General features: G+C 53.6%; 18 protein-coding genes and 1 pseudogene. 8 read left to right on the forward strand and 11 right to left on the reverse strand.

Features of this window, described 5'->3' with window-relative positions:
• Positions 1 to 116: 116 nt before the first annotated feature.
• Together sdaA and IBT46_RS02975 are read left to right on the forward strand one after the other, a co-directional pair.
• Positions 117 to 1,481: an L-serine ammonia-lyase gene (gene sdaA, locus IBT46_RS02970; RefSeq protein WP_200543871.1), complete on the forward strand. Its 1,365-nt coding sequence runs from the start codon at positions 117 to 119 to the stop codon at positions 1,479 to 1,481.
• Positions 1,482 to 1,793: 312 nt separating this feature from the next.
• The gene (locus IBT46_RS02975; protein ID WP_200543873.1) at positions 1,794 to 3,356 is read left to right on the forward strand and encodes an EAL domain-containing protein; all 1,563 of its coding nucleotides are present in this window, start codon (positions 1,794 to 1,796) and stop codon (positions 3,354 to 3,356) included.
• A gap of 31 nt (positions 3,357 to 3,387) precedes the next feature.
• Here IBT46_RS02975 and IBT46_RS02980 read toward each other — a convergent pair whose 3' ends face one another.
• Positions 3,388 to 4,953, reverse strand: coding sequence for a TerC family protein (locus IBT46_RS02980; RefSeq protein WP_200543875.1), 1,566 nt, complete (start codon positions 4,951 to 4,953; stop codon positions 3,388 to 3,390).
• Between the two features lie 570 nt (positions 4,954 to 5,523).
• Between IBT46_RS02980 and manX the strand changes: the two genes are divergently transcribed.
• The 4 genes from manX to IBT46_RS03000 all read left to right on the forward strand — a co-directional run bounded on the left by manX (position 5,524) and on the right by IBT46_RS03000 (position 8,723).
• Entirely contained in the window at positions 5,524 to 6,483 is a 960-nt protein-coding gene (gene manX, locus IBT46_RS02985) for a PTS mannose transporter subunit IIAB (protein WP_200543877.1), read from the forward strand.
• A 56-nt stretch (positions 6,484 to 6,539) separates the two neighbouring features.
• On the forward strand, positions 6,540 to 7,340 hold the full coding sequence (locus IBT46_RS02990; RefSeq protein WP_200543879.1) for a PTS mannose/fructose/sorbose transporter subunit IIC: 801 nt from the start codon (positions 6,540 to 6,542) through the stop codon (positions 7,338 to 7,340).
• A 15-nt stretch (positions 7,341 to 7,355) separates the two neighbouring features.
• Positions 7,356 to 8,198, forward strand: coding sequence for a PTS mannose transporter subunit IID (locus tag IBT46_RS02995; protein ID WP_105594156.1), 843 nt, complete (start codon positions 7,356 to 7,358; stop codon positions 8,196 to 8,198).
• Between the two features lie 66 nt (positions 8,199 to 8,264).
• Complete coding sequence (locus IBT46_RS03000; RefSeq protein WP_105594157.1) at positions 8,265 to 8,723, forward strand: DUF986 family protein; 459 nt, start codon at positions 8,265 to 8,267, stop codon at positions 8,721 to 8,723.
• Here the strand turns inward: IBT46_RS03000 and rlmA are convergent.
• The 5 genes and pseudogenes from rlmA to IBT46_RS03025 all read right to left on the reverse strand — a co-directional run bounded on the left by rlmA (position 8,704) and on the right by IBT46_RS03025 (position 11,914).
• Positions 8,704 to 9,558: a 23S rRNA (guanine(745)-N(1))-methyltransferase gene (gene rlmA, locus IBT46_RS03005; RefSeq protein ID WP_200543881.1), complete on the reverse strand. Its 855-nt coding sequence runs from the start codon at positions 9,556 to 9,558 to the stop codon at positions 8,704 to 8,706. The genes IBT46_RS03000 and rlmA overlap by 20 nt on opposite strands.
• Positions 9,559 to 9,725: 167 nt before the next feature.
• On the reverse strand, positions 9,726 to 9,935 hold the full coding sequence (gene cspE, locus IBT46_RS03010; RefSeq protein WP_001062678.1) for a transcription antiterminator/RNA stability regulator CspE: 210 nt from the start codon (positions 9,933 to 9,935) through the stop codon (positions 9,726 to 9,728).
• Positions 9,922 to 10,091 (reverse strand): annotated as a pseudogene (locus IBT46_RS03015) (DUF2627 domain-containing protein). Before IBT46_RS03015 ends, cspE begins: the two are co-directional and overlap by 14 nt.
• 518 nt (positions 10,092 to 10,609) lie before the next feature.
• Entirely contained in the window at positions 10,610 to 11,614 is a 1,005-nt protein-coding gene (locus IBT46_RS03020) for an MBL fold metallo-hydrolase (RefSeq protein WP_200543883.1), read from the reverse strand.
• 24 nt (positions 11,615 to 11,638) lie between these two features.
• Positions 11,639 to 11,914: a YebO family protein gene (locus IBT46_RS03025; protein ID WP_200543885.1), complete on the reverse strand. Its 276-nt coding sequence runs from the start codon at positions 11,912 to 11,914 to the stop codon at positions 11,639 to 11,641.
• Between the two features lie 238 nt (positions 11,915 to 12,152).
• Between IBT46_RS03025 and IBT46_RS03030 the strand changes: the two genes are divergently transcribed.
• Positions 12,153 to 12,389 (forward strand): YobH family protein, encoded by a 237-nt coding sequence (locus IBT46_RS03030; RefSeq protein ID WP_200543887.1) that lies wholly within the window; start codon positions 12,153 to 12,155, stop codon positions 12,387 to 12,389.
• A 49-nt stretch (positions 12,390 to 12,438) separates the two neighbouring features.
• On the opposite strand, the gene kdgR is transcribed toward IBT46_RS03030, so the two are convergent.
• Positions 12,439 to 13,230 carry a DNA-binding transcriptional regulator KdgR gene (gene kdgR, locus IBT46_RS03035; protein ID WP_200543889.1) on the reverse strand — a complete coding sequence of 264 codons (792 nt, stop codon included), beginning with the start codon at positions 13,228 to 13,230 and terminating at the stop codon, positions 12,439 to 12,441.
• A 188-nt stretch (positions 13,231 to 13,418) separates the two neighbouring features.
• Here kdgR and IBT46_RS03040 point away from each other — a divergent pair, with 188 nt between their 5' ends.
• The gene (locus tag IBT46_RS03040) at positions 13,419 to 14,798 is read left to right on the forward strand and encodes an MFS transporter (protein WP_200543891.1); all 1,380 of its coding nucleotides are present in this window, start codon (positions 13,419 to 13,421) and stop codon (positions 14,796 to 14,798) included.
• A 190-nt stretch (positions 14,799 to 14,988) separates the two neighbouring features.
• Here IBT46_RS03040 and htpX read toward each other — a convergent pair whose 3' ends face one another.
• The 4 genes from htpX to IBT46_RS03060 all read right to left on the reverse strand — a co-directional run bounded on the left by htpX (position 14,989) and on the right by IBT46_RS03060 (position 19,444).
• Complete coding sequence (gene htpX / locus IBT46_RS03045; RefSeq protein ID WP_200543893.1) at positions 14,989 to 15,870, reverse strand: protease HtpX; 882 nt, start codon at positions 15,868 to 15,870, stop codon at positions 14,989 to 14,991.
• Positions 15,871 to 16,083: 213 nt separating this feature from the next.
• Positions 16,084 to 18,129, reverse strand: coding sequence for a carboxy terminal-processing peptidase (gene prc / locus IBT46_RS03050; RefSeq protein WP_200543895.1), 2,046 nt, complete (start codon positions 18,127 to 18,129; stop codon positions 16,084 to 16,086).
• 19 nt (positions 18,130 to 18,148) lie between these two features.
• Positions 18,149 to 18,847, reverse strand: coding sequence for an RNA chaperone ProQ (gene proQ, locus IBT46_RS03055; RefSeq protein WP_200543897.1), 699 nt, complete (start codon positions 18,845 to 18,847; stop codon positions 18,149 to 18,151).
• A gap of 96 nt (positions 18,848 to 18,943) precedes the next feature.
• Entirely contained in the window at positions 18,944 to 19,444 is a 501-nt protein-coding gene (locus IBT46_RS03060) for a GAF domain-containing protein (RefSeq protein WP_200543899.1), read from the reverse strand.
• Between the last annotated feature and the right edge of the window lie 196 nt (positions 19,445 to 19,640).

The raw sequence follows: 19,640 nt of genomic DNA on the forward strand, positions 1-19,640 counted from the left end.
TTTGCAGGATGACGATCCAAATCACTGCAAGGCGGCGGCTTTTCATTTATATTTCACCCAATTCATCTTATTTGTGAGCATCGTCCAGTGAGTAATCTTGTTAAGGAGCGTATAGCGTGATTAGCGTTTTCGACATGTTTAAGATCGGCATCGGCCCGTCGAGTTCCCATACGGTTGGTCCAATGAAAGCCGGCAAACAGTTTGTCGACGATCTGCTGGCCAGTCGCCAGCTATCCTCCGTTACTCGCATTGCGGTGGACGTCTACGGATCGCTGTCGCTGACCGGAAAAGGTCACCATACCGATATCGCCATTATCATGGGGCTGTCGGGTGCTTCACCGGAAAGCGTCGATATTGACAGCATTCCGGCGTTTATTCGTGATGTGGAAGATCGTCAGCGTCTGTTGCTGGCTAACGGTGCCCACGAAGTTGATTTCCCACGCGAAGGCGGCATGGTGTTCCGCAGCGACAACCTGTCGCTGCACGAAAACGGTATGAGTATCCATGCTTATGCTGGCGATCTGAAAATCTACAGCAAAACCTACTACTCGGTGGGTGGCGGCTTTATCGTTGATGAAGAGAGCTTCGGCAAAACTGCGCTGAATGAAGTATCAGTACCCTACCCGTTTAACTCAGCCAAAGAGATGTTAAACCACTGCCAGCAGACCGGCCTTTCCCTCTCTGGAATGGTGCTGAAAAACGAACTGGCAATCCACTCCCGCGCGGACATCGAACGCTATTTCTCCGATGTCTGGCAAACCATGCGCGACTGTATCGATCGTGGTCTGAATACCGAGGGCGTGCTGCCGGGTCCGCTGCGCGTTCCGCGCCGTGCCTCCGCGCTGCGCCGTCTGCTTGTTTCTTCCGACAAGCTTTCCAGCGATCCGATGAACGTCATCGACTGGGTGAATATGTTTGCTCTTGCGGTTAACGAAGAGAACGCTGCCGGTGGACGTGTGGTAACCGCACCCACCAACGGTGCCTGTGGCATCGTCCCTGCGGTGCTGGCCTATTACGATCATTTCATTGAGTCGGTCAGCCCGGATATCTTCACCCGCTACTTTATGGCCGCCGGGGCGATCGGCATTCTGTATAAGATGAATGCCTCGATTTCCGGTGCCGAAGTCGGTTGCCAGGGGGAAGTTGGCGTCGCCTGCTCCATGGCGGCAGCCGGTCTTGCCGAACTGCTGGGTGCAAGCCCGGAGCAGGTGTGCGTAGCGGCGGAAATTGGTATGGAACACAACCTGGGTCTGACCTGCGATCCGGTTGCCGGCCAGGTTCAGGTGCCGTGCATCGAGCGTAACGCCATCGCCTCGGTCAAAGCCATTAACTCTGCCCGCATGGCGATGCGCCGAACCAGTGAAGCCCGCGTGTCGCTGGATAAAGTGATCGAAACCATGTACGAAACCGGCAAAGACATGAATGCCAAGTATCGCGAGACCTCACGTGGCGGCCTGGCAATCAAAGTTCAGTGCGACTAATCAAATCTGACGTAAGTGTTTGAGAACCTGTCCTGATTCGCTTTTTCGTCAAGTGCCAAAATTAGTACCAAAATTAACTAAGCGCCATCTACCGGATGGCGCTTTTTCTTTCCTATACTTCAAAATAGTTTAGCTGGCGGCTATCCCCAGATTCAGGAAACGGCTAGAGTGTCTCGGCGCGTTCTGTGAGAGTAAGTTCCTGTTTTTGAGACATTCCGCTTTTCTCTTCAGTGCTACTAAACTAAATGTCTGTTTTGCCCATTAACGGTGTTCAATCTCTGTATACGCGACTGGCTTATAGGATGGTTACTAATGCAAATGTCCCAGGAAGTCTTAGGACAGTTTCGCCGCAAGCGATTGCTTATCGCGGCGGTCGTTGCAGCACTGGTGCTCATTCTGACCTTAACCTTCAGGTTTGTGGAAGAAAAGAACCGCATAGAGCAGCAATCTCACAGCTTTGCTAATAACGCCATTCAGCGCTTTGACCGCATGTTTTCCCCTCTGGATGTTGCCGCCGATAACGCCCTTGCCTGGGTCGGTACCGACTGCGGACTTATCCGTTTTAAACTAATTGAGAAACTGGCCGTCCTGCAAACTGTCAGGTCGATCCTGCTGGTTGATAACGATCGTATCTACTGCTCAAGTATCTTCGGTCCGTCAGATCTCGCTTTCAGCAGCAATTACCCCGAACTTTTGGTCAAAAATCAGCGAATGCAGCTGGCCGTAGATGAACATTTGCTTAAGGGTTCACCGATTCTGCTGCTGTGGACGCCGAGTAATGAAGACAACCGCGCGGGTGTTTTACAGGTCATTAATATTGAACTGATGACCAGCTATCTGCTGGAACCCACATTACCCTGGGTTGAGCGGGCAATACTGAACGTCGGCGGTCAGAGCCTTGAATACGGCAACCCGCTGATTGAACCCGCCACGCCTGCCGAAGACCAGGTCACTATCGTTGAATCCTCCCTACGCTATCCTTATTCAATTACTCTTTTCGGGCCCTCGCCTTCGCGGCTGGCGCTGATAACCGTGCCGTCACAGCTGCCGCTCGCGCTGCTACTGAGCCTGCTGATGGGCTATATCGTCTGGCTGGCCACCGCAAACCGTATGAGTCTGTCCTGGCAGATTAGCTATGGCATTACCGCGCGGGAATTTATGGTTTACTGCCAGCCGCTGATTAATGCCCGTAACGGCCAGTGCGACGGCATTGAAATGCTGCTGCGCTGGCACAATCCGCGCCAGGGATGGATACCGCCGGACGTTTTCATTCCACTGGCCGAACGCCAGAATCTGATCGCTCCGCTGACCCGATTTGTAATCAGTGAAACGGTCAGACATTTGCCCGACCTGCCGATGCGTTCCTCATTCCATATTGCGATTAACGTCGCCGCCAGCCACTTTCGCGAGCGGGCGATTATTGACGATTTACAACGCCTGTGGTGGCCAGCGAATCCCCAGCCGCAGCTGGTGGTGGAGTTGACCGAGCGCGATTCCCTGCCGGTTGTCGACCAGCGGGTGGTTTCTCATCTGCATAAGGTCGGGGTTAAGCTGGCGATTGATGATTTCGGTACCGGGCACAGCTCACTGTCCTATCTGAAAACACTGAGCCCTGACGTGCTGAAAATCGACAAGGTCTTTACTGCGGCCATCGGCACCGATGCAATAAACGCCACGGTGACCGATATGGTGATTTCACTGGCCCAGCAGCTGAATATCGGACTGGTAGCCGAAGGTGTTGAAACGGCGGAACAGGCAGAGTACCTGCGCGAACGCGGAGTGGATGCATTGCAGGGGTATTACTATGCACGGCCGATGCCATTAGGGGATTTCCCGGCCTGGCTGGCTAACCACAAAGCTTTCTGCCCGGCATAAAAAAGGCCGGGTTTCCCCGGCCTGTTCAACGTTAACTTTCTTCTTCGTCGTGCTCGTTGCGTTCACGCGTCACGCGCACCAGGTCAACGCGGTAATCTGTCGCTTCGATAATCTGGAAACGCAGCGGCGGCATCTCGAATACCTCACCCGCTTTTGGCAGCTGTCCCTTCTGGGCAATCAGCAGACCCGCCAGCGAGGCATGGTCATCTTCCGGACGAACCAGTTCCTGAGTATCGAACAGCTGCTGAAGAGAGTGCAGATCGGTACCGCCCTTGACCAGCCAGCCGTCACCATCGGCGATAATATCCGGGGTTTCATCTTCATCCGGGAATTCACCGGCAATCGCTTCCAGCACGTCCAGCGGCGTCACCAGCCCCTGTACCACACCAAACTCGCTGGTGACCACGACAAAGCTGCCTTTGGCACGGCGCAACACGCTCAGCAGGTTGAGCGGGTCCAGCGTTTCCGGAATGATAATCGGCGGCGTTGCGGAGGCAAACGTGGCCACATCCACACCGTGGTCCAGCGCCACCAGCAGTTCTTTCGCCCTGACTACGCCAACAATTTCATCCAGTTCGCCGCGACATACGGGGAACAGGCTGTGTGGCGTATCCAACAGCTGCATGCGGATTTCTTCCAGCGGGCGTTCAATATCAACCCACGAAATGTCACCGCGCGGCGTCATAATGCTGCGAATGGAACGGGAGGCCAGAGTCAGAACGCCGTTGATCATATAGCGTTCTTCATCTTTAAATGCTTCCTGCGGCATGATCGCTGCCACTTCACTGCTTTCGCTACCGCTGTTCTCAGTACTATTACGACGGCCACCCATCAGACGCTGTATCGCCTCAGCGGTACGCTCGCGCATCGGCCTTCTGGCCTGATGACGCATAAAGTTATGGCGTGCTATCTGGTTAAACAGCTCAATCAGAATCGAGAAGCCAATCGCCGCGTACAGGTAGCCTTTCGGAATATGGAAACCAAAGCCTTCCGCCACCAGGCTGAGACCAATCATCAGCAGGAAGCTCAGACACAGCACCACCACCGTCGGGTGCGCGTTAACGAAGTTAGTTAACGGCTTGGAGGCCAGCAGCATCACGCCCATGGCGATAATCACCGCCGTCATCATCACCGCCAGGTTATTGACCATGCCCACAGCGGTGATCACCGCATCGAGGGAGAAGACGGCATCAAGAATAACGATCTGTACCACAACCGCCCAGAAACTGGCGTATCCCCGGTTTCCACCGTCATTATGCTCGCGGTTTTCCAGCCGTTCATGAAGCTCCATCGTGGCCTTGAACAACAGGAACAGTCCCCCGAACAGCAGAATCAAATCCCGTCCCGAGAAACTAAACTCACCGATACTGAACAGCGGACGCGTCAGCGTCACTATCCACGAGATCAGCGACAGCAGGCCCAGGCGCATAATCAGCGCCAGCGACAGTCCGATCAAACGCGCTTTGTCACGCTGCTTAGGCGGCAGCTTGTCGGCCAGGATGGCAATGAACACCAGGTTATCAATGCCCAGTACGATTTCAAGAACAACCAGCGTGAGCAGACCCGCCCAGATCGAGGGGTCTAAAAGAAATTCCATGACAGACTCCGGAAAAAGGAACGAGAAAACGCAGCAGACGTTCGGCTGAGCGTGCGGCATGAATTACGGCGAGTAAAGGCAGAGATGACGTCAGAAGACGTTGAAAGCGATACCGGATAGCCCGGCGGCATGATTAAGCAACTTCGGTGACAGTCCATAGGGAGGGCTGAGGCCCGTTACTCCTGTATTAGAAAAGGATCACTACTCTAGCAGCAGAAACATTGCCGTCAAAATGGTTTCTTACACTTGGCTGGCATCCTTGCAGAACTTTACGCTTTGCTGACCGCGCGTATTTATCAATTACGGTCTAAATTACTGAGCAAGGTCACATAATTTATTTTTTCACGTACTAAAATAAATCGCGTTAACTGGTGTGTTAAGCGTGCCATTGCAAGTTTACCGGCACGAAGTAGAAAAATAAGTGTGACCTCTTTCATGCTGAATCACGCAAATACCTTAAGTATCCGACGTTGGCGAAGATTAAATTTCGGATAGTCAGGGTATTGATCGGCTGAGCCTCGCGCGGCTTGAACTCCAGAGAGCCGTCGTCAACTGGATAAGGAGTAGCAAGTGACTATTGCTATCATCATCGGCACACACGGCTGGGCAGCGGAACAGCTGCTGAAAACGGCCGAAATGCTCCTGGGTGAGCAGGATAACGTCGGTTGGATCGACTTTGTCCCGGGGGAAAATGCAGAAACGTTAATCGAAAAGTATCAGGCGCGAATACACGACCTCGACGTGAGTCAGGGTGTGCTGTTCCTGGTTGATACCTGGGGCGGTAGCCCGTTTAACGCCGCCAGTCGTCTGGTGGTTGATAAAGAACATCACGAAGTCGTTGCCGGGGTGAATATCCCGATGCTGGTCGAAGTGCTGATGGCCCGCGATGACAATCCGTCCTTCGACGAACTGGTAGCGCTGGCGGTTGAAACCGGCCGTGAAGGCGTCAAGGCGCTCAAAGCCAAACCGCCTCAGCCAGCCCCTGCCCCCGCAGTTAAAACCTCAGCGCCTCCATCTGCCCCACTTAAACCCGGCGAACATATGGTGATTGGCCTGGCGCGTATTGATGACCGCCTGATTCACGGCCAGGTCGCCACCCGCTGGACCAAGGAAACCAACGTCACGCGCATCATTGTGGTCAGTGACGAAGTGGCCGCCGATAACGTGCGTAAAACGCTGCTGACCCAGGTTGCTCCTCCCGGTGTGACTGCGCACGTGGTGGATGTCGCGAAGATGGTCCGCGTGTGGAACAACCCGAAATATGCCGGTGAAAAAGTGATGCTGCTGTTTACCAACCCGACCGATGTCGAAAGGCTGGTGGAAGACGGTGTTGGCATTACCAGCGTCAATATCGGCGGAATGGCGTTCCGCCAGGGGAAAACCCAGGTGAACAATGCCGTATCGGTGGATGCAAAAGATATTGAGGCGTTTAACAAACTCAACGCGCGCGGAATAGAACTGGAAGTGCGTAAAGTTTCCAGCGATCAGAAACTGAAAATGATGGACCTGATCGCCCGTCTGAATCAGTAGCCCGTGGCCTGAAAGTTCAGGTTGAACTCCGTTCTGTATCTAAGAGGAAAAGTGTAATGGAGATTACCACGCTGCAAATTGTTCTGATATTTATCGTCGCCTGTATTGCGGGCATGGGCTCGATCCTCGATGAATTTCAGTTTCACCGGCCCCTGGTGGCCTGTACATTAATCGGTGCGGTTTTGGGTGATATCAAAACCGGGATCATCATCGGCGGTACGCTGGAGATGATCGCTCTGGGCTGGATGAACATTGGTGCTGCGGTTGCACCGGATGCGGCTCTGGCTTCCATCATCTCAACCATCCTGGTCATTGCCGGTGGACAAAGCGTCGGAGCCGGTATTGCGCTGGCGATTCCGCTGGCTGCGGCAGGCCAGGTGCTGACCATTATCGTTCGTACCATCACCGTCGCTTTCCAGCACGCAGCGGATAAAGCCGCGGAAAAAGGCAATCTCACCGCCATATCCTGGATACACGTTTCGGCACTGGTCCTGCAGGCAATGCGTATCGCCATTCCGGCATTGATTGTGGCGATTTCGGTCGGCACCAGCGTGGTCCACGACCTGCTGAGCTCAATTCCTGAGGTGGTGACCAACGGCCTGAACATCGCCGGGGGCATGATCGTCGTTGTAGGTTACGCGATGGTGATTAACATGATGCGCGCGGGCTACCTGATGCCGTTCTTCTACCTTGGCTTCGTAACGGCCGCATTCACCAACTTCAACCTGGTGGCACTGGGCGTTATCGGCGTGGTCATGGCCATCCTGTATATCCAGCTGGCACCAAAATATAACCGCGTTGCCGGTGCGCAGGCTGCGGGCCCGGTAAATAACGACCTTGATAACGAACTCGATTAAGGAAAGGTGAGAAAAATGGTTGAGACAACAACACAAAAGAAACTGACCCCCGGTGATATCCGCGGGGTGTTCTTACGCTCAAACCTGTTCCAGGGTTCGTGGAACTTCGAACGTATGCAGGCGCTGGGCTTCTGCTTCTCGATGGTGCCGGTGATTCGCCGCCTCTATCCCGAGAATAATGATGACCGCAAACAGGCGATTAAACGCCATCTGGAGTTCTTCAACACCCATCCATACGTAGCGGCTCCGGTGCTGGGCGTAACCATGGCGATGGAAGAGCAGCGAGCCAACGGTGCGCCGATTGACGATGCGGCCATCAACGGCATCAAAGTTGGCCTGATGGGACCGCTGGCAGGCGTCGGCGATCCGATTTTCTGGGGCACCGTTCGCCCGGTATTCGCGGCGCTTGGTGCAGGGATCGCCATGAGCGGCAGTCTGCTGGGTCCGGTACTTTTCTTTGTCCTGTTTAACCTGGCTCGTCTGCTGGTGCGCTACTACGGTGTGGCCTACGGCTATCGCAAAGGGGTGGATATCGTCAGCGATATGGGCGGTGGCTTCCTGCAGAAACTGACGGAGGGCGCGTCGATACTCGGCCTGTTTGTGATGGGGGCGCTGGTTAACAAGTGGACGCATGTTAACGTGCCGCTGGTGGTGTCGCGAATCACCGATCAGACCGGTAAAACCACCGTCACTACGGTGCAGTCAATCCTCGACCAGCTGATGCCTGGGCTGATCCCGCTGCTGCTGACCTTCGGCTGCATGTGGCTGCTGCGCCGTAAGGTGAACGCGCTGTGGATTATTATGGGCTTCTTTGTTATTGGTATCTTTGGCTACTGGGTTGGCCTGCTCGGCGTCTGAGCCTGAACTTCAGCACCATTAACTTCGAGGGCCAGCACAGTCTGGCCCTTTTTTTCGGACGGGATTATGCAACTGACTGATTATCTGATTTTGCTGTTTATTGTTCTGATTTTGCTCTATGCCATTTACGACGAGCTAATCATGCCGCGCCTGAATGGGCCAACGCAGCTGAAAATTCTGCTTCAGCGGCGTACCAAGCTCGACAGCGTAATATTCATCGGCCTGCTGGCTATCCTGCTGTATCAGAATTTACGCGTGCAGGGCCCTCAGCTGACAACGCTGCTGCTGATGGCGCTGGGTGCAATGGCGATATGGCTGTTTTGGGTCCGCGCGCCGAAGCTGCTGCTAAAGGAGCACGGATTCTTTTTTGCTAACGTTTTTATCACCTGGGACCGTATCAGCGCGATAAATTTGTCTGAGGATGGCGTGCTGGTAATTACGCTGGAAAATCGCCGCCTGCTGATCTATGTCCGCAAGCTGGACGATCTGGAGACAATCTACAAATTTATGCTGGAGAGTCGCTAACGGCGGTTTCCCCATCATCCTGCCGCTGCCACAGCCGCAGGGTGAAATCCGTCTCGCAGGCAAACTCAGTGGTGGTGGCGAGTATCCCCCACACCTCAGGCCGGGCGCGCCACGCAAACGGCGTCATTTGCAGCAGCGCTGCGGACTCTTCACTGTTTAGCGTCATCGAATACCCCAGCGACTGCTCCTCGACAAGCGTAAATCCAGGCATCTCTTCCGGCGTGTTGTCATGCAGTTTCACATCCTGATAGATCAGTGCTTTAAACTGCATTAAGTGACGCGGGCCTGGCGTCACGGTCAGCACGTATCCCTGCGGCTTAACGACTCTTGCCAGTTCAGCCGCTTTACAGGGCGCATAAATGCGCAGCACCGCATCAAACTGATTGTTACCGAACGGCAGACGGTGGCTGGACGCTACGCAGAACTCGACGTTGCCGTAACGCTTAGCACCGTAGCGGATGGCAATTTTCGCCACATCCAGTCCGTAAACCAATGCCTGCTCGCGTTCTTCCTGCAGCCGGGTGGCGACTGCCTGAGTGTAATAGCCTTCGCCACAGCCAATATCCAGCACGCTCAGGGTGCTGTTCGGTAATGCTGCATCCAGCATATCACACACGCGCTGTTGCAGCGGCTGGTAGTGCCCCGCATCAAGGAAGTTACGCCTTGCCTGCATCATCTCAGCGCTGTCACCGGGCTGTTTCGAACGCTTGTGCTGCACCGGCAGCAGATTGATATACCCCTCTTTTGCCAGGTCGAACTGATGCTGGTTCTCGCAGCGCAAAACGCGTTGCTGAGCGAGTAAAGGCTGTTGGCAAAGGGGACACAGGTAGGACATAACAACTCTCCGCTATCAAGGACGGCGGCAGTGTACTTGAAAGTGTGCCGCAGCGGCAGTACTTCTTGCCGCAAACAAAAAAGCTCTGCCATTGCTGACAGAGCTTTAGTATTCAGATTTCAGACTGCACTACGCAATAGGGCGTTGGTGACAGCCTCAAATCGAAATCAGATAGCGGTAACGTTCACAGCAGCAGGGCCTTTCTGGCCGTCCTGAATTTCGAACTCAACGTTCTGGCCTTCAGCCAGAGTTTTGAAGCCGTTACCCTGGATTGCAGAGAAGTGTACGAACACGTCTTTGCTGCCGTCAGCAGGAGTAATGAAACCAAAACCTTTAGACTCGTTGAACCACTTAACCTGACCTTTAATCTTTGCCATTTTGCAAATTCCTTAGAGTGTTTATTAGCCCGTAGGCCTGACGTACAGAAAAACCAGAGACATTACTGCATGAGGCATTAATTAAGGCTCGGCAAGGAAGCGGTATTCAACGTCAACGTCTTTACTCAGAACTTCTTTACTGAAGATGCCACACATAAACAGAACTGTACCTCGTTTTACTCAAATGCGTTTATCACATATCCGCTAATTAATGGCAAGTTATTTTTAGGCAAGCATTGATATGTCGCACACAATTGAAACAGCAAACGAGGTAAATGTCACTTTTATGCCAGCACACCCGTCAATGCTGCACATATTTTCATCCCCAGTAAACCCAGAGGCAGCATGGGCTTCAGCCACATAAAACGCTGCCAAATAGCGGGCATAATACGATAATAAACTGCAAGTATTACGTAATTATGGCAAAGTATTGTTAAATAAAATCTATGGGCCTCAATGACTTTTTCACCACAGCAGCCCTGATGTCGACTTACAATGTACCACTTGTTTCATCCCATAATTAGGCTGCACCAAAAACAGGAGATTCGCGACAACCCTGCCCCATTTAAAGGCATTTCAACAAGTTTTTAAATTAACCTTATTTTTTCAATTTAATTACGCTATTAGACGCGGCTCTCATTATTAGCTATTACATATAGAAAAATACATTAGGATTAATCTTGACATATATTGTTGAGCAATACTCGGGAGCCTATTCGCCACGCCTGAAAACGCTCTGCCGTCAACCCAGCTTGCGCTAATGCCTGCTGCAAAACCTGCGGCGGTTCATCCAGTGACTCATCAGCCAGTTCAAATACGCCCCAGTGTATCGCTACAGTCTGCGGCTGCCCCATCGCCTGATGAAGTGAAACGGCCTGATCGGGGTCCATGTGCTGCCCCCGCATGAACCATTTTGGTGCATAAGCCCCAATGGGCAACGCCGCCAGATTAAAGGGCCCCAGCCTGTTGGGGATCTCAAGCAGACGATCGGAGTATCCACTGTCGCCGCTGAACCAGAAGTTCAGTCGCGGATGGGTCACCACCCAGCCACACCACAAAGAGCGGTTGCGGTCACACAGCGAGCGCATACTCCAGTGGCGGGCGGGGACGGCATGGACGGTGACTTCTCCCAAACGGGTGCTTTGCCACCAGTCAAGCTCCTCAACGTGAGCCGCCCCAAGGCGTGTAAACCATTTCGCCAGCCCCAGCGGCACCACAAATCGTACATCAGGAAAGCGACGAAGAATTTTTTTGATGGTAGGTCGATCAAGATGATCGTAATGGTTATGGGAAATCAGCACGCTATCCAGCGAGGGCAAATCATCAATCGCCAGCGCAGGGGGCGTTTTACGCTGCGGCCCGGCAAACGGCAGCGGCGAAGCGCGCGACGAGAGTGCCGGATCGATCAGCGTATAGCGCCCATCAAGGCGCAACAGCAAACAGGCATGCCCCAGCCACCATACGGCATCTTCGCTGCCGCTGAGATCGGCTGGCTGCCACCACTGGCGTGTAAACTGTTCATATCCCGCTGCCGGCGGCTTAGGCAAGCCCTGCGCCTTTCTCTCACGTTGCCAGCGTTGCAAGTCCCCCGGCTGTCGCAGTTCGGGTTCCGGATTACAAAAACCGTCGGGGGTATGGTGAGAAAGAGCAGGATCGTACCATGGATTTTTCCAGGCCATTGCGTTCACCTTATTGCTGCAGAATTAACGCTCCGGGATCATACGGATAAAGTCTTTTTCGGCATCATCTTCCGGTGCCGGCTCCGGCTGCGCCTTGTCTGCGGCATTCTCGGTGAGTTTGCGCAGCAATGCGTTCTGGCGTTTCTGCTCTTCAAGTAACGCTTCCAGCAGCTGAATCTGCTGATTAGCTCGCACGCTGGCGCGATTGACAAAAAACCACACCACCAGACCGATGATAACCAGTGCCATGATCAGCGCAGTCGATGTCAGACCCTGCACGTCATTTACCATTTCGTTCATACCAACCTCAAAACTGAATTTACGCCGCCGATTATCCAGCGACACTGCGGCTGTAGATTCTACCCGCTGCCACGCCAATTGATAGCTACCTCACAAAATTTACGCAGCCGCTGCGCAGAATAAGACGAGTTGTTTCAGTATCCTCTTATCGCTTTGTGAGGCATGTCGCGGCATGCTGAATAAGCAGCGCCCTGATGTCCGGGCCAGGCTGCTGATAAACAACAATAAAGGGGATAGCATGAAAGTATTGACGCGACTCATTGCTCTACTGGTGATTATCTGGCTGGCCATGCTGGTTACCGGCTATGGCGTATTAACCGGCAGCAATAAGAACGTGGCGGGAATGGGCCTGCAGTGCCAGTATCTGACGGCGCGCGGCGTCGTGATTGCGCAGTATCTGCACACCGACAGCGGAATCATCGGCGTGACCGATTGCCCTCTGCTCAGAAAAAGTATCGAAGTCGTCGACAACTGAAATCAGACGGGCCGACCTGTCGTCGGCCCGCAACTCAACATACCGCAGCTTAAAATGGATAGTCGTGATACCCCAGCTGGGAAGAAATCGTCTTAGCCGCCCGGTGCAGCATTGAGACATAGTGCTGCTTATTCTCTTCTGCAAAGCGAATCGTCGGGAAGGAGATGCTCAGCCCGGCGATAACCACGCCAAAGCGGTCAAAGACCGGCACAGCGATACAGCGAATCCCTTCTTCCTGCTCTTCATTATCTTCGCCAAAGCCCTGCGATCTGACGCGATCGAGTGCGGATAGCAGCTCATCCACCCCGTTCAGCGTCTTAGTCGTACTGAGAACGAACTCCACATCGGCGAGGATTTCGCGCACCTCATCATAATTTCGCCACGCCAACAGCACTTTGCCAATGGCCGTGCTGTAGAGCGGGTTGCGTCGGCCAATACGCGAGTACATCCGCAGATTGTAAAGCGAGTCAATCTTATGGATATAGACAATACTATCCTCTTCCAGCGCGCCCAGGTGGATAGTTTCCCGGGTAAGGCGGGAAATCTCACGCATCTGAATATCGGCGCTGCGGATCAGATCGACGTTTTGCAGCGCTTTTGCTCCCAGCTCAAACAGTTTCAGCGTCAGGGCATATTTTTCCGTTTCGCCTTCCTGCGACACATAGCCCAGCGTTTTCATGGTCTGCAAAAAGCGGTATACGGTGCTTTTCGACATCATCACCCGCTGGGACAGCTCGGTAATACCGTTTTCCCGCTCTTCTCCCAGCGCCTGCAAAATACCAAACACTTTCATCACCGAAGAGACGGCATCCGGTTGCTTATCTGAATCGGTACTGGCCATTGCGCTTTACCTTTGTGTTTTATAAAAAATGGAACGCTATTTCCAGTATACGTACCGCCCCACGGTGCCGCAACGGCAGTCGCCGGGATGCCGACACATCCGGTGATAGTTTTCAGTCGTTTACCTCTGGCAAAAATCACAAAAAGCATTAGCATGGTAATATTCACCTCTTACATTACTTCCTCTCTATGTCTGCAATTTCTGTTAACGACGGGCTTCCCGTTCCGCAGCGTTACGGTGCGATTTTGGCTATTGCACTGGGCATCACCGTCGCCGTGCTGGATGGTGCGATTGCCAACGTCGCACTGCCTACCATTGCTCGCGAACTTAATGCCAGCCCGGCAGAGTCAATCTGGATTGTGAACGCCTACCAGCTGGCAATCATTATCTCTCTGCTTTCACTGTCTTTTATCGGCGATATGATCGGCTATCGCCGCGTCTATCAGTGTGGTCTGGTGCTGTTTACCTGTACTTCCGTGTTTTGCGCGCTGTCCGACTCGCTGACCATGCTAACCATTGCACGCGTGCTACAGGGCTTCGGCGGCGCTGCGCTAATGAGCGTCAATACCGCGTTAATTCGCATTATTTATCCTCAGCGGCACCTGGGCCGCGGCATGGGCATTAACTCGCTTATTGTGGCGGTTTCCAGTGCAGCCGGTCCTACGGTAGCCGCTGCGATTCTTTCCGTCGCCTCGTGGAAATGGCTGTTTCTGATTAACGTACCGGTCGGTATCGCCGCGTTATGCCTCGCCCTACGCTTCCTGCCAGACAATCCACAGAAATCCCAGGGCCAGCGCTTTGATATCCCCAGCGCGGTAATGAACGCCCTCACCTTTGGCCTGCTGATCTCGCTGCTGAGCGGCTTTGCCCAGGGGCAGAACGGCACGCTGTTGCTGGTGGAACTGGTGCTGCTGCTGATTATCGGCACGCTGTTTATTCGCCGTCAGCTGCGCCTGCCGTTCCCGCTCCTGCCGGTCGATCTGCTGCGCATCCCGATTTTTGCGCTGTCCCTCGGGACCTCTATCTGCTCCTTCTGCGCGCAGATGTTGGCAATGGTTTCGCTCCCGTTTTATCTGCAAAACGTGCTGGGCCGTAGTGAAGTGTCAACCGGACTGTTGCTGACGCCCTGGCCTCTGGCAACGATGGTGATGGCACCGATTGCCGGACGACTAATTGAGCGGGTGCATGCCGGCCTGCTCGGCGCAATTGGCCTGGCGATGTTTGCCAGCGGTCTGTTTGCGCTGGCGCTGCTGCCCACCGCGCCTGCGGATGCCGACGTGGTGTGGCGGATGATGCTGTGCGGAGCGGGCTTTGGGCTGTTCCAGTCGCCGAACAATCACACCATTATCTCTTCCGCACCGCGCAACCGCAGCGGCGGAGCCAGTGGGATGCTGGGCACCGCTCGCCTGCTTGGGCAAACCAGCGGCGCGGCGCTGGTCGCGCTGATGTTTAATCTGTTCGCCAACCACGGAACGCATTTTTCACTGTTGTTGGCGGGCAGCTTTGCCACCGTTGCCGCGGTGGTCAGTGCACTGCGTATTCGTCAGCCGCGCAGCGTTCACGGATAAAACTGCGCAAACCCGATACCAGCGTTCAAAAATGACCCGACGACACGTCGTTTGGCCATAAAAAAAGCCACTGTCGTATGAACTGCCCCCTTGACGTTGGATGTCCAACTTTCAGAGAGCAGTGCAATACAGACGGTGGCTTTTTTACTCACTTAGCAGCGCGACCGAAAGGGCCAGTGCTGCCGGAGAATTACTTCAGATATTCACCGGTGCGCAGCGCTTCAATGCGCTTATCCAGCGGTGGATGCGACATAAACAGCTCGCTCAGCGACTTGGATTTGCCGTTGATGCAGAAGGCCATCATGCTGCTGGCTTCCTGCGGCTCATAGCTGGTTTTCAGACGCTGTAGCGCAGCAATCATCTTCTCGCGGCCGGCCAGACGCGCCGCACCGGCATCGGCATGGAACTCACGATGACGGGAGAACCACATAGTGATAATGCTGGCAACAATACCGAACACCAGTTCCAGCACCATCGATACGGCAAAATAGACCAGCGGGTTACCGTTGCTGCTTTCCTCATTGTCGCGACTCCCGGAGAGGAATCCGGCTGCCAGCTGGGCCAAAATGCGCGAAATAAAGATCACAAAGGTGTTCACGATGCCCTGGATCAGCGTCATGGTCACCATGTCACCGTTGGCAATATGGCTCACTTCGTGGGCCAGAACCGCTTCGGCCTCATCGCGGCTCATGTTCTGCAACAGCCCGGTAGAAACGGCAACCAGCGAAGCATCGCGGCGCGCGCCCGTAGCAAAGGCGTTAATGTCCGGCGCGTGGTAAACGGCAACCTGCGGCATGGCAATACCGACCTGCTGCGCCTGGTGGGCAATGGTGTCAATCAGCCAGCGTTCAGTTTCGTTGCGCGGCTGCTCAATCACTTCACCACCTACGGAACGAAGCGCAATCCATTTCGACATCAGCAATGAAACGAACGCACCGCCGAAGCCAAACAGACCCGCCATAATCATCAGGCCCATTACACTGCTTGACTGGATCCCTGTCAGGCTGAGGATCAGCCCGAAAACCACCATAACGCCCAGGTTGGTTAACAGGAAAAGAGCAATACGCATCATATGATTTAATCTTCCTCGGTTATTTACTCACTGTACACAGGGGTACAAAGGTGTATCGATATCGTAAGGTCAACGCAGCACATTTCAAGCCCCGCGCGCGGTTAAGTGTTTAAAAAAACATAACTTTACATTATTGGCAGGTTTTAAATGCAGTTACTGACGCAGAGTATACACGGATAAAAAAAGGCACAGCATTTGCTGTGCCTGTTGGTCTTAGTTGACCGCTGCCGGTGTGACCGCGGGCTGCTGTTTTTCCAGCTGGGCCAGGTCATTGGCAATTTTGACCGTTTCATCAAGATACGGGTCGGGTTCTTTATAATCCTTAGGCAAATCGTCCAGCTTAGCCAGCGGTTTTTTACCTTCCGCTTTCAGTCTGGCGTTGATCCGCTCGAGGCGCAGCGCATCATCTTCACGGTTCTCTTTTTCGCGCTCGGCCAGATTAAGCGAAATAATATTACGCTTATCCTTATTGGCATTGAAGCGCGCGATATCCTTGATGATGTACTGGAACTCAGCATCTTTCGCAATGCGGTCCTGGTGATCTTTCAACAGCTGCGGTTCCAGCGGCTTCAAATCGCCAATTTTGGTGTAGGTTGCGGCATTCACGCTATCCCACGGCAGCGCGTTGTCCTCAAACTTCTCACCGGTCTCGATGGCTTCCACACCGGTAGGCATCAGCAGGTCAGGCGTCACGCCTTTACGCTGCGTACTGCCGCCATTGATACGGTAGAACTTCTGAATAGTGTACTGCACGGAACCCAGCGCAGGCCATTCAGGGCGCAGCATCTGATCGTAAATGCGATTCAGAGAACGGTACTGCTGTACGGTGCCCTTACCGAAGGTCGGTTCGCCGACAATCAGTGCACGACCGTAGTCCTGCATTGCCGCAGCAAAGATTTCCGACGCAGAGGCGCTGAAGCGGTCAACCAGCACCACCAGCGGCCCTTTGTAATAGGTAATACCGTCGTTATCGCTGTCTTCACGCACCTTGCCGTTATTGTCACGAACCTGGACTACCGGACCGCCTGGAATAAACAGACCAGAGAGCGAAACCGCTTCGGTCAGTGCACCGCCGCCGTTGGTACGCAGATCAATCACGATGCTGTCAACGTTCTGCTTTTGCAGTTTTTGCAGCTGCACCTTCACGTCGTCGGTCAGGCCCACATAGAAGCCCGGAATATCCAGCACGCCGACTTTCTCTTTACCGACGTTGTGCACGGACATTTTCACCGCACGATCTTCAAGGCGGATTTTCTCACGCGTCAGGGTGATGATTCGGGTTTTTGTCCCCTTACCTGCCGGCAGCACTTCCAGGCGAACTTTACTGCCCTTCGGTCCTTTGATCTGCGCAACAACGTCGTCCAGACGCCATCCGATAACGTCCACGATCGGTTTACCCGGCTGACCTACACCAACGATACGATCGCCAACGGTGATAGCTTTACTTTTCGCCGCCGGGCCACCGGCCACCATGGAGTTGATTACCGTATAATCATCGTCCATTTGCAGCACCGCACCGATACCTTCCAGAGAAAGGCTCATCTCGGTGTTAAACTGTTCGGTATTGCGCGGGGAGAGATAGTTGGTGTGCGGATCGATTTCATGAGCAAAGGCGGTCATCGCCAGCTGGAAAACGTCTTCGCTGTTGCTTTGCGCCAGGCGACGCTCGGCAAACTGATAACGCTTGGTGAGAACCTCACGGATCTCTTTATCATCTTTACCGGTCAGCTTCAGGCTCAGCTCATCATATTTGACCTTGGCATCCCACAGCGCATTGAGTTCGTCGGTGGTTTTCGGCCAGGCGGCCTTACTGCGGTCAATATCGATTGTGTCGTTACCGGTGAAGCTCATCGGCTTATTAAGTACCGACAACGCATATTGATAACGCTCAAAGCGGCGTTTCTGGGTCAGATTATATAAATCGTAAAAGACAGAAAGCTGGCCGGTTTTTAATTCTTCACCCAGTGTTGTTTTTTTATCCGCGTACTGTGCAATGTCAGACGCTAACAACACGTTGTGGCTGTAGTCGAGCAGATTCAGATAGCGATCGAAGATTTTTGCTGAAAAATCTTTATCCAGATCGAACTGACGATAGTGGGAACGGGTAAAGCGGGAAGTCACGCGTTCACTAACGGTCGCGTGTTGGGCTTCCTGATGCAGCTGCGGGATCTGATCGGCGCGGGTGATATTGTCCGCGGCGTAGAGGTTACCTGCAAACAACAGGCCCGCAATGATGGTGCTTTTAAAAAGAGTGTTCATGCCCTGATTAGCCTCCGTATCAGAACTGCAAGTGTTCTGCGCGTACTATCATTGCCAGGCCGGAAGCCAGTTGAACCCGAACGCCATCTTTACTGATTTCAAGAATGGTCGCGTCCATGGCATTTTTGCCCGCGGTTACTTTAATGCTCTGGCCAACTTGCAATGCTGAGGTGTCGGTAACGGGTTTGCTACGCGACGGCTGAGGCTCTTCACGTGCAGCTGCTGCTGCCGGAGCGCGCTCGGTATGCGGACGGGCAGGCTTGCTGCGCGGTTTGCGCGGCTGCTCACCTTCGGCTGCAGGTTTGCGGGCAGGCTTGCGTGGGCGACGCGGCGCGGTTTCTTCACCGGCTTCACGTTTTTTCGCCTGCTGCTGCTCGCGCTGTGCCTGAACGCGTGCTTTTGCTTCTTCAAGCTGTTTGCGGGCATGTTCAACATGCTGCTCATCGAGCTTGCCACAGGCGTTACCGTCCAGATCTACGCGGTCGGCACCGGCTTTAATGCCGTACAGATAACGCCAGCTGGAGGTATAAAGACGCAGTGCAGAGCGAAGCTGGGTTTTACTCAGCCCCATTTCGCCCTGTACGCGGTCAACTAAATCCTGAAAGATCCCAATCTTTAATGGTCGCGCTTCGCCTTCAGCGCTAAAGCACTGAGGGAAACGCTCTGCCAGAAAGGCAATGACTTCTTTAGTGCTATTCAACTTAGGTTGATTTTCCATGAAATTTCCTGATTACAACGGGTTTGCCAATCAGCGCAGGCATGAACAGGCGTCATTATAATGACCCCATCGACAATTGCTACGTGATCCAGCGCTTTAGGTGCGTTTCATGCGAATAAATTTTTCCACATCTGTGCCGGCCAGCACCTCGCATAGCCCGTCAGTTAAGGCTTTCAGCCCAATTTCATCCTCAATATCGAAACGGTTATACTCCACGCTATCGATATCTAACACGCCAATAACGCTACCGTTAACCACCAGAGGCAGCACGATTTCAGCATTGCTGGCGGCATCACAGGCGATATGACCGGGGAAAAGATGCACATCATCAACGCGCTGCACGGCGTTTTCCGCTACCGCCGTTCCGCAAACGCCACGCCCCACGGGAATGCGCACGCAGGCGATTTTTCCCTGGAAGGGACCCAGCACGAGGGTATTTTCTTCCGTTAACAGATAGAAACCGGCCCAGTTAACCCCATCAAGACGTTCAAACAGGAGTGCGCTACAGTTACCCATGGCGGCCAGGAAGCTGGTTTCACCCGTCAATAAGGCACGCATATCCCGGTTCAGGTCGGTATAGAATTCTGTTTTTGTCATTGTTTAACCATTATTAAATCTGTCGCGAAGCCCGCAGACGCTTCGTTGAATAAAATTGTGATAAATGCCAGCGAGACAGGATGATTCATGTCGTTAGTTAATATAACCTTAGAGTTGTGTGAAGCGATCTGCACGATTCAAACGAGTCACGCGACTTGCCTAAATCTGCCCTGCACCTGCGCTGTTTGGGCCTAAG

It is taken from the genome of Erwinia sp. S38 (assembly GCF_016624545.1).
In the GTDB taxonomy this organism is placed as follows: Bacteria; Pseudomonadota; Gammaproteobacteria; order Enterobacterales; family Enterobacteriaceae; genus Erwinia; species Erwinia coffeiphila.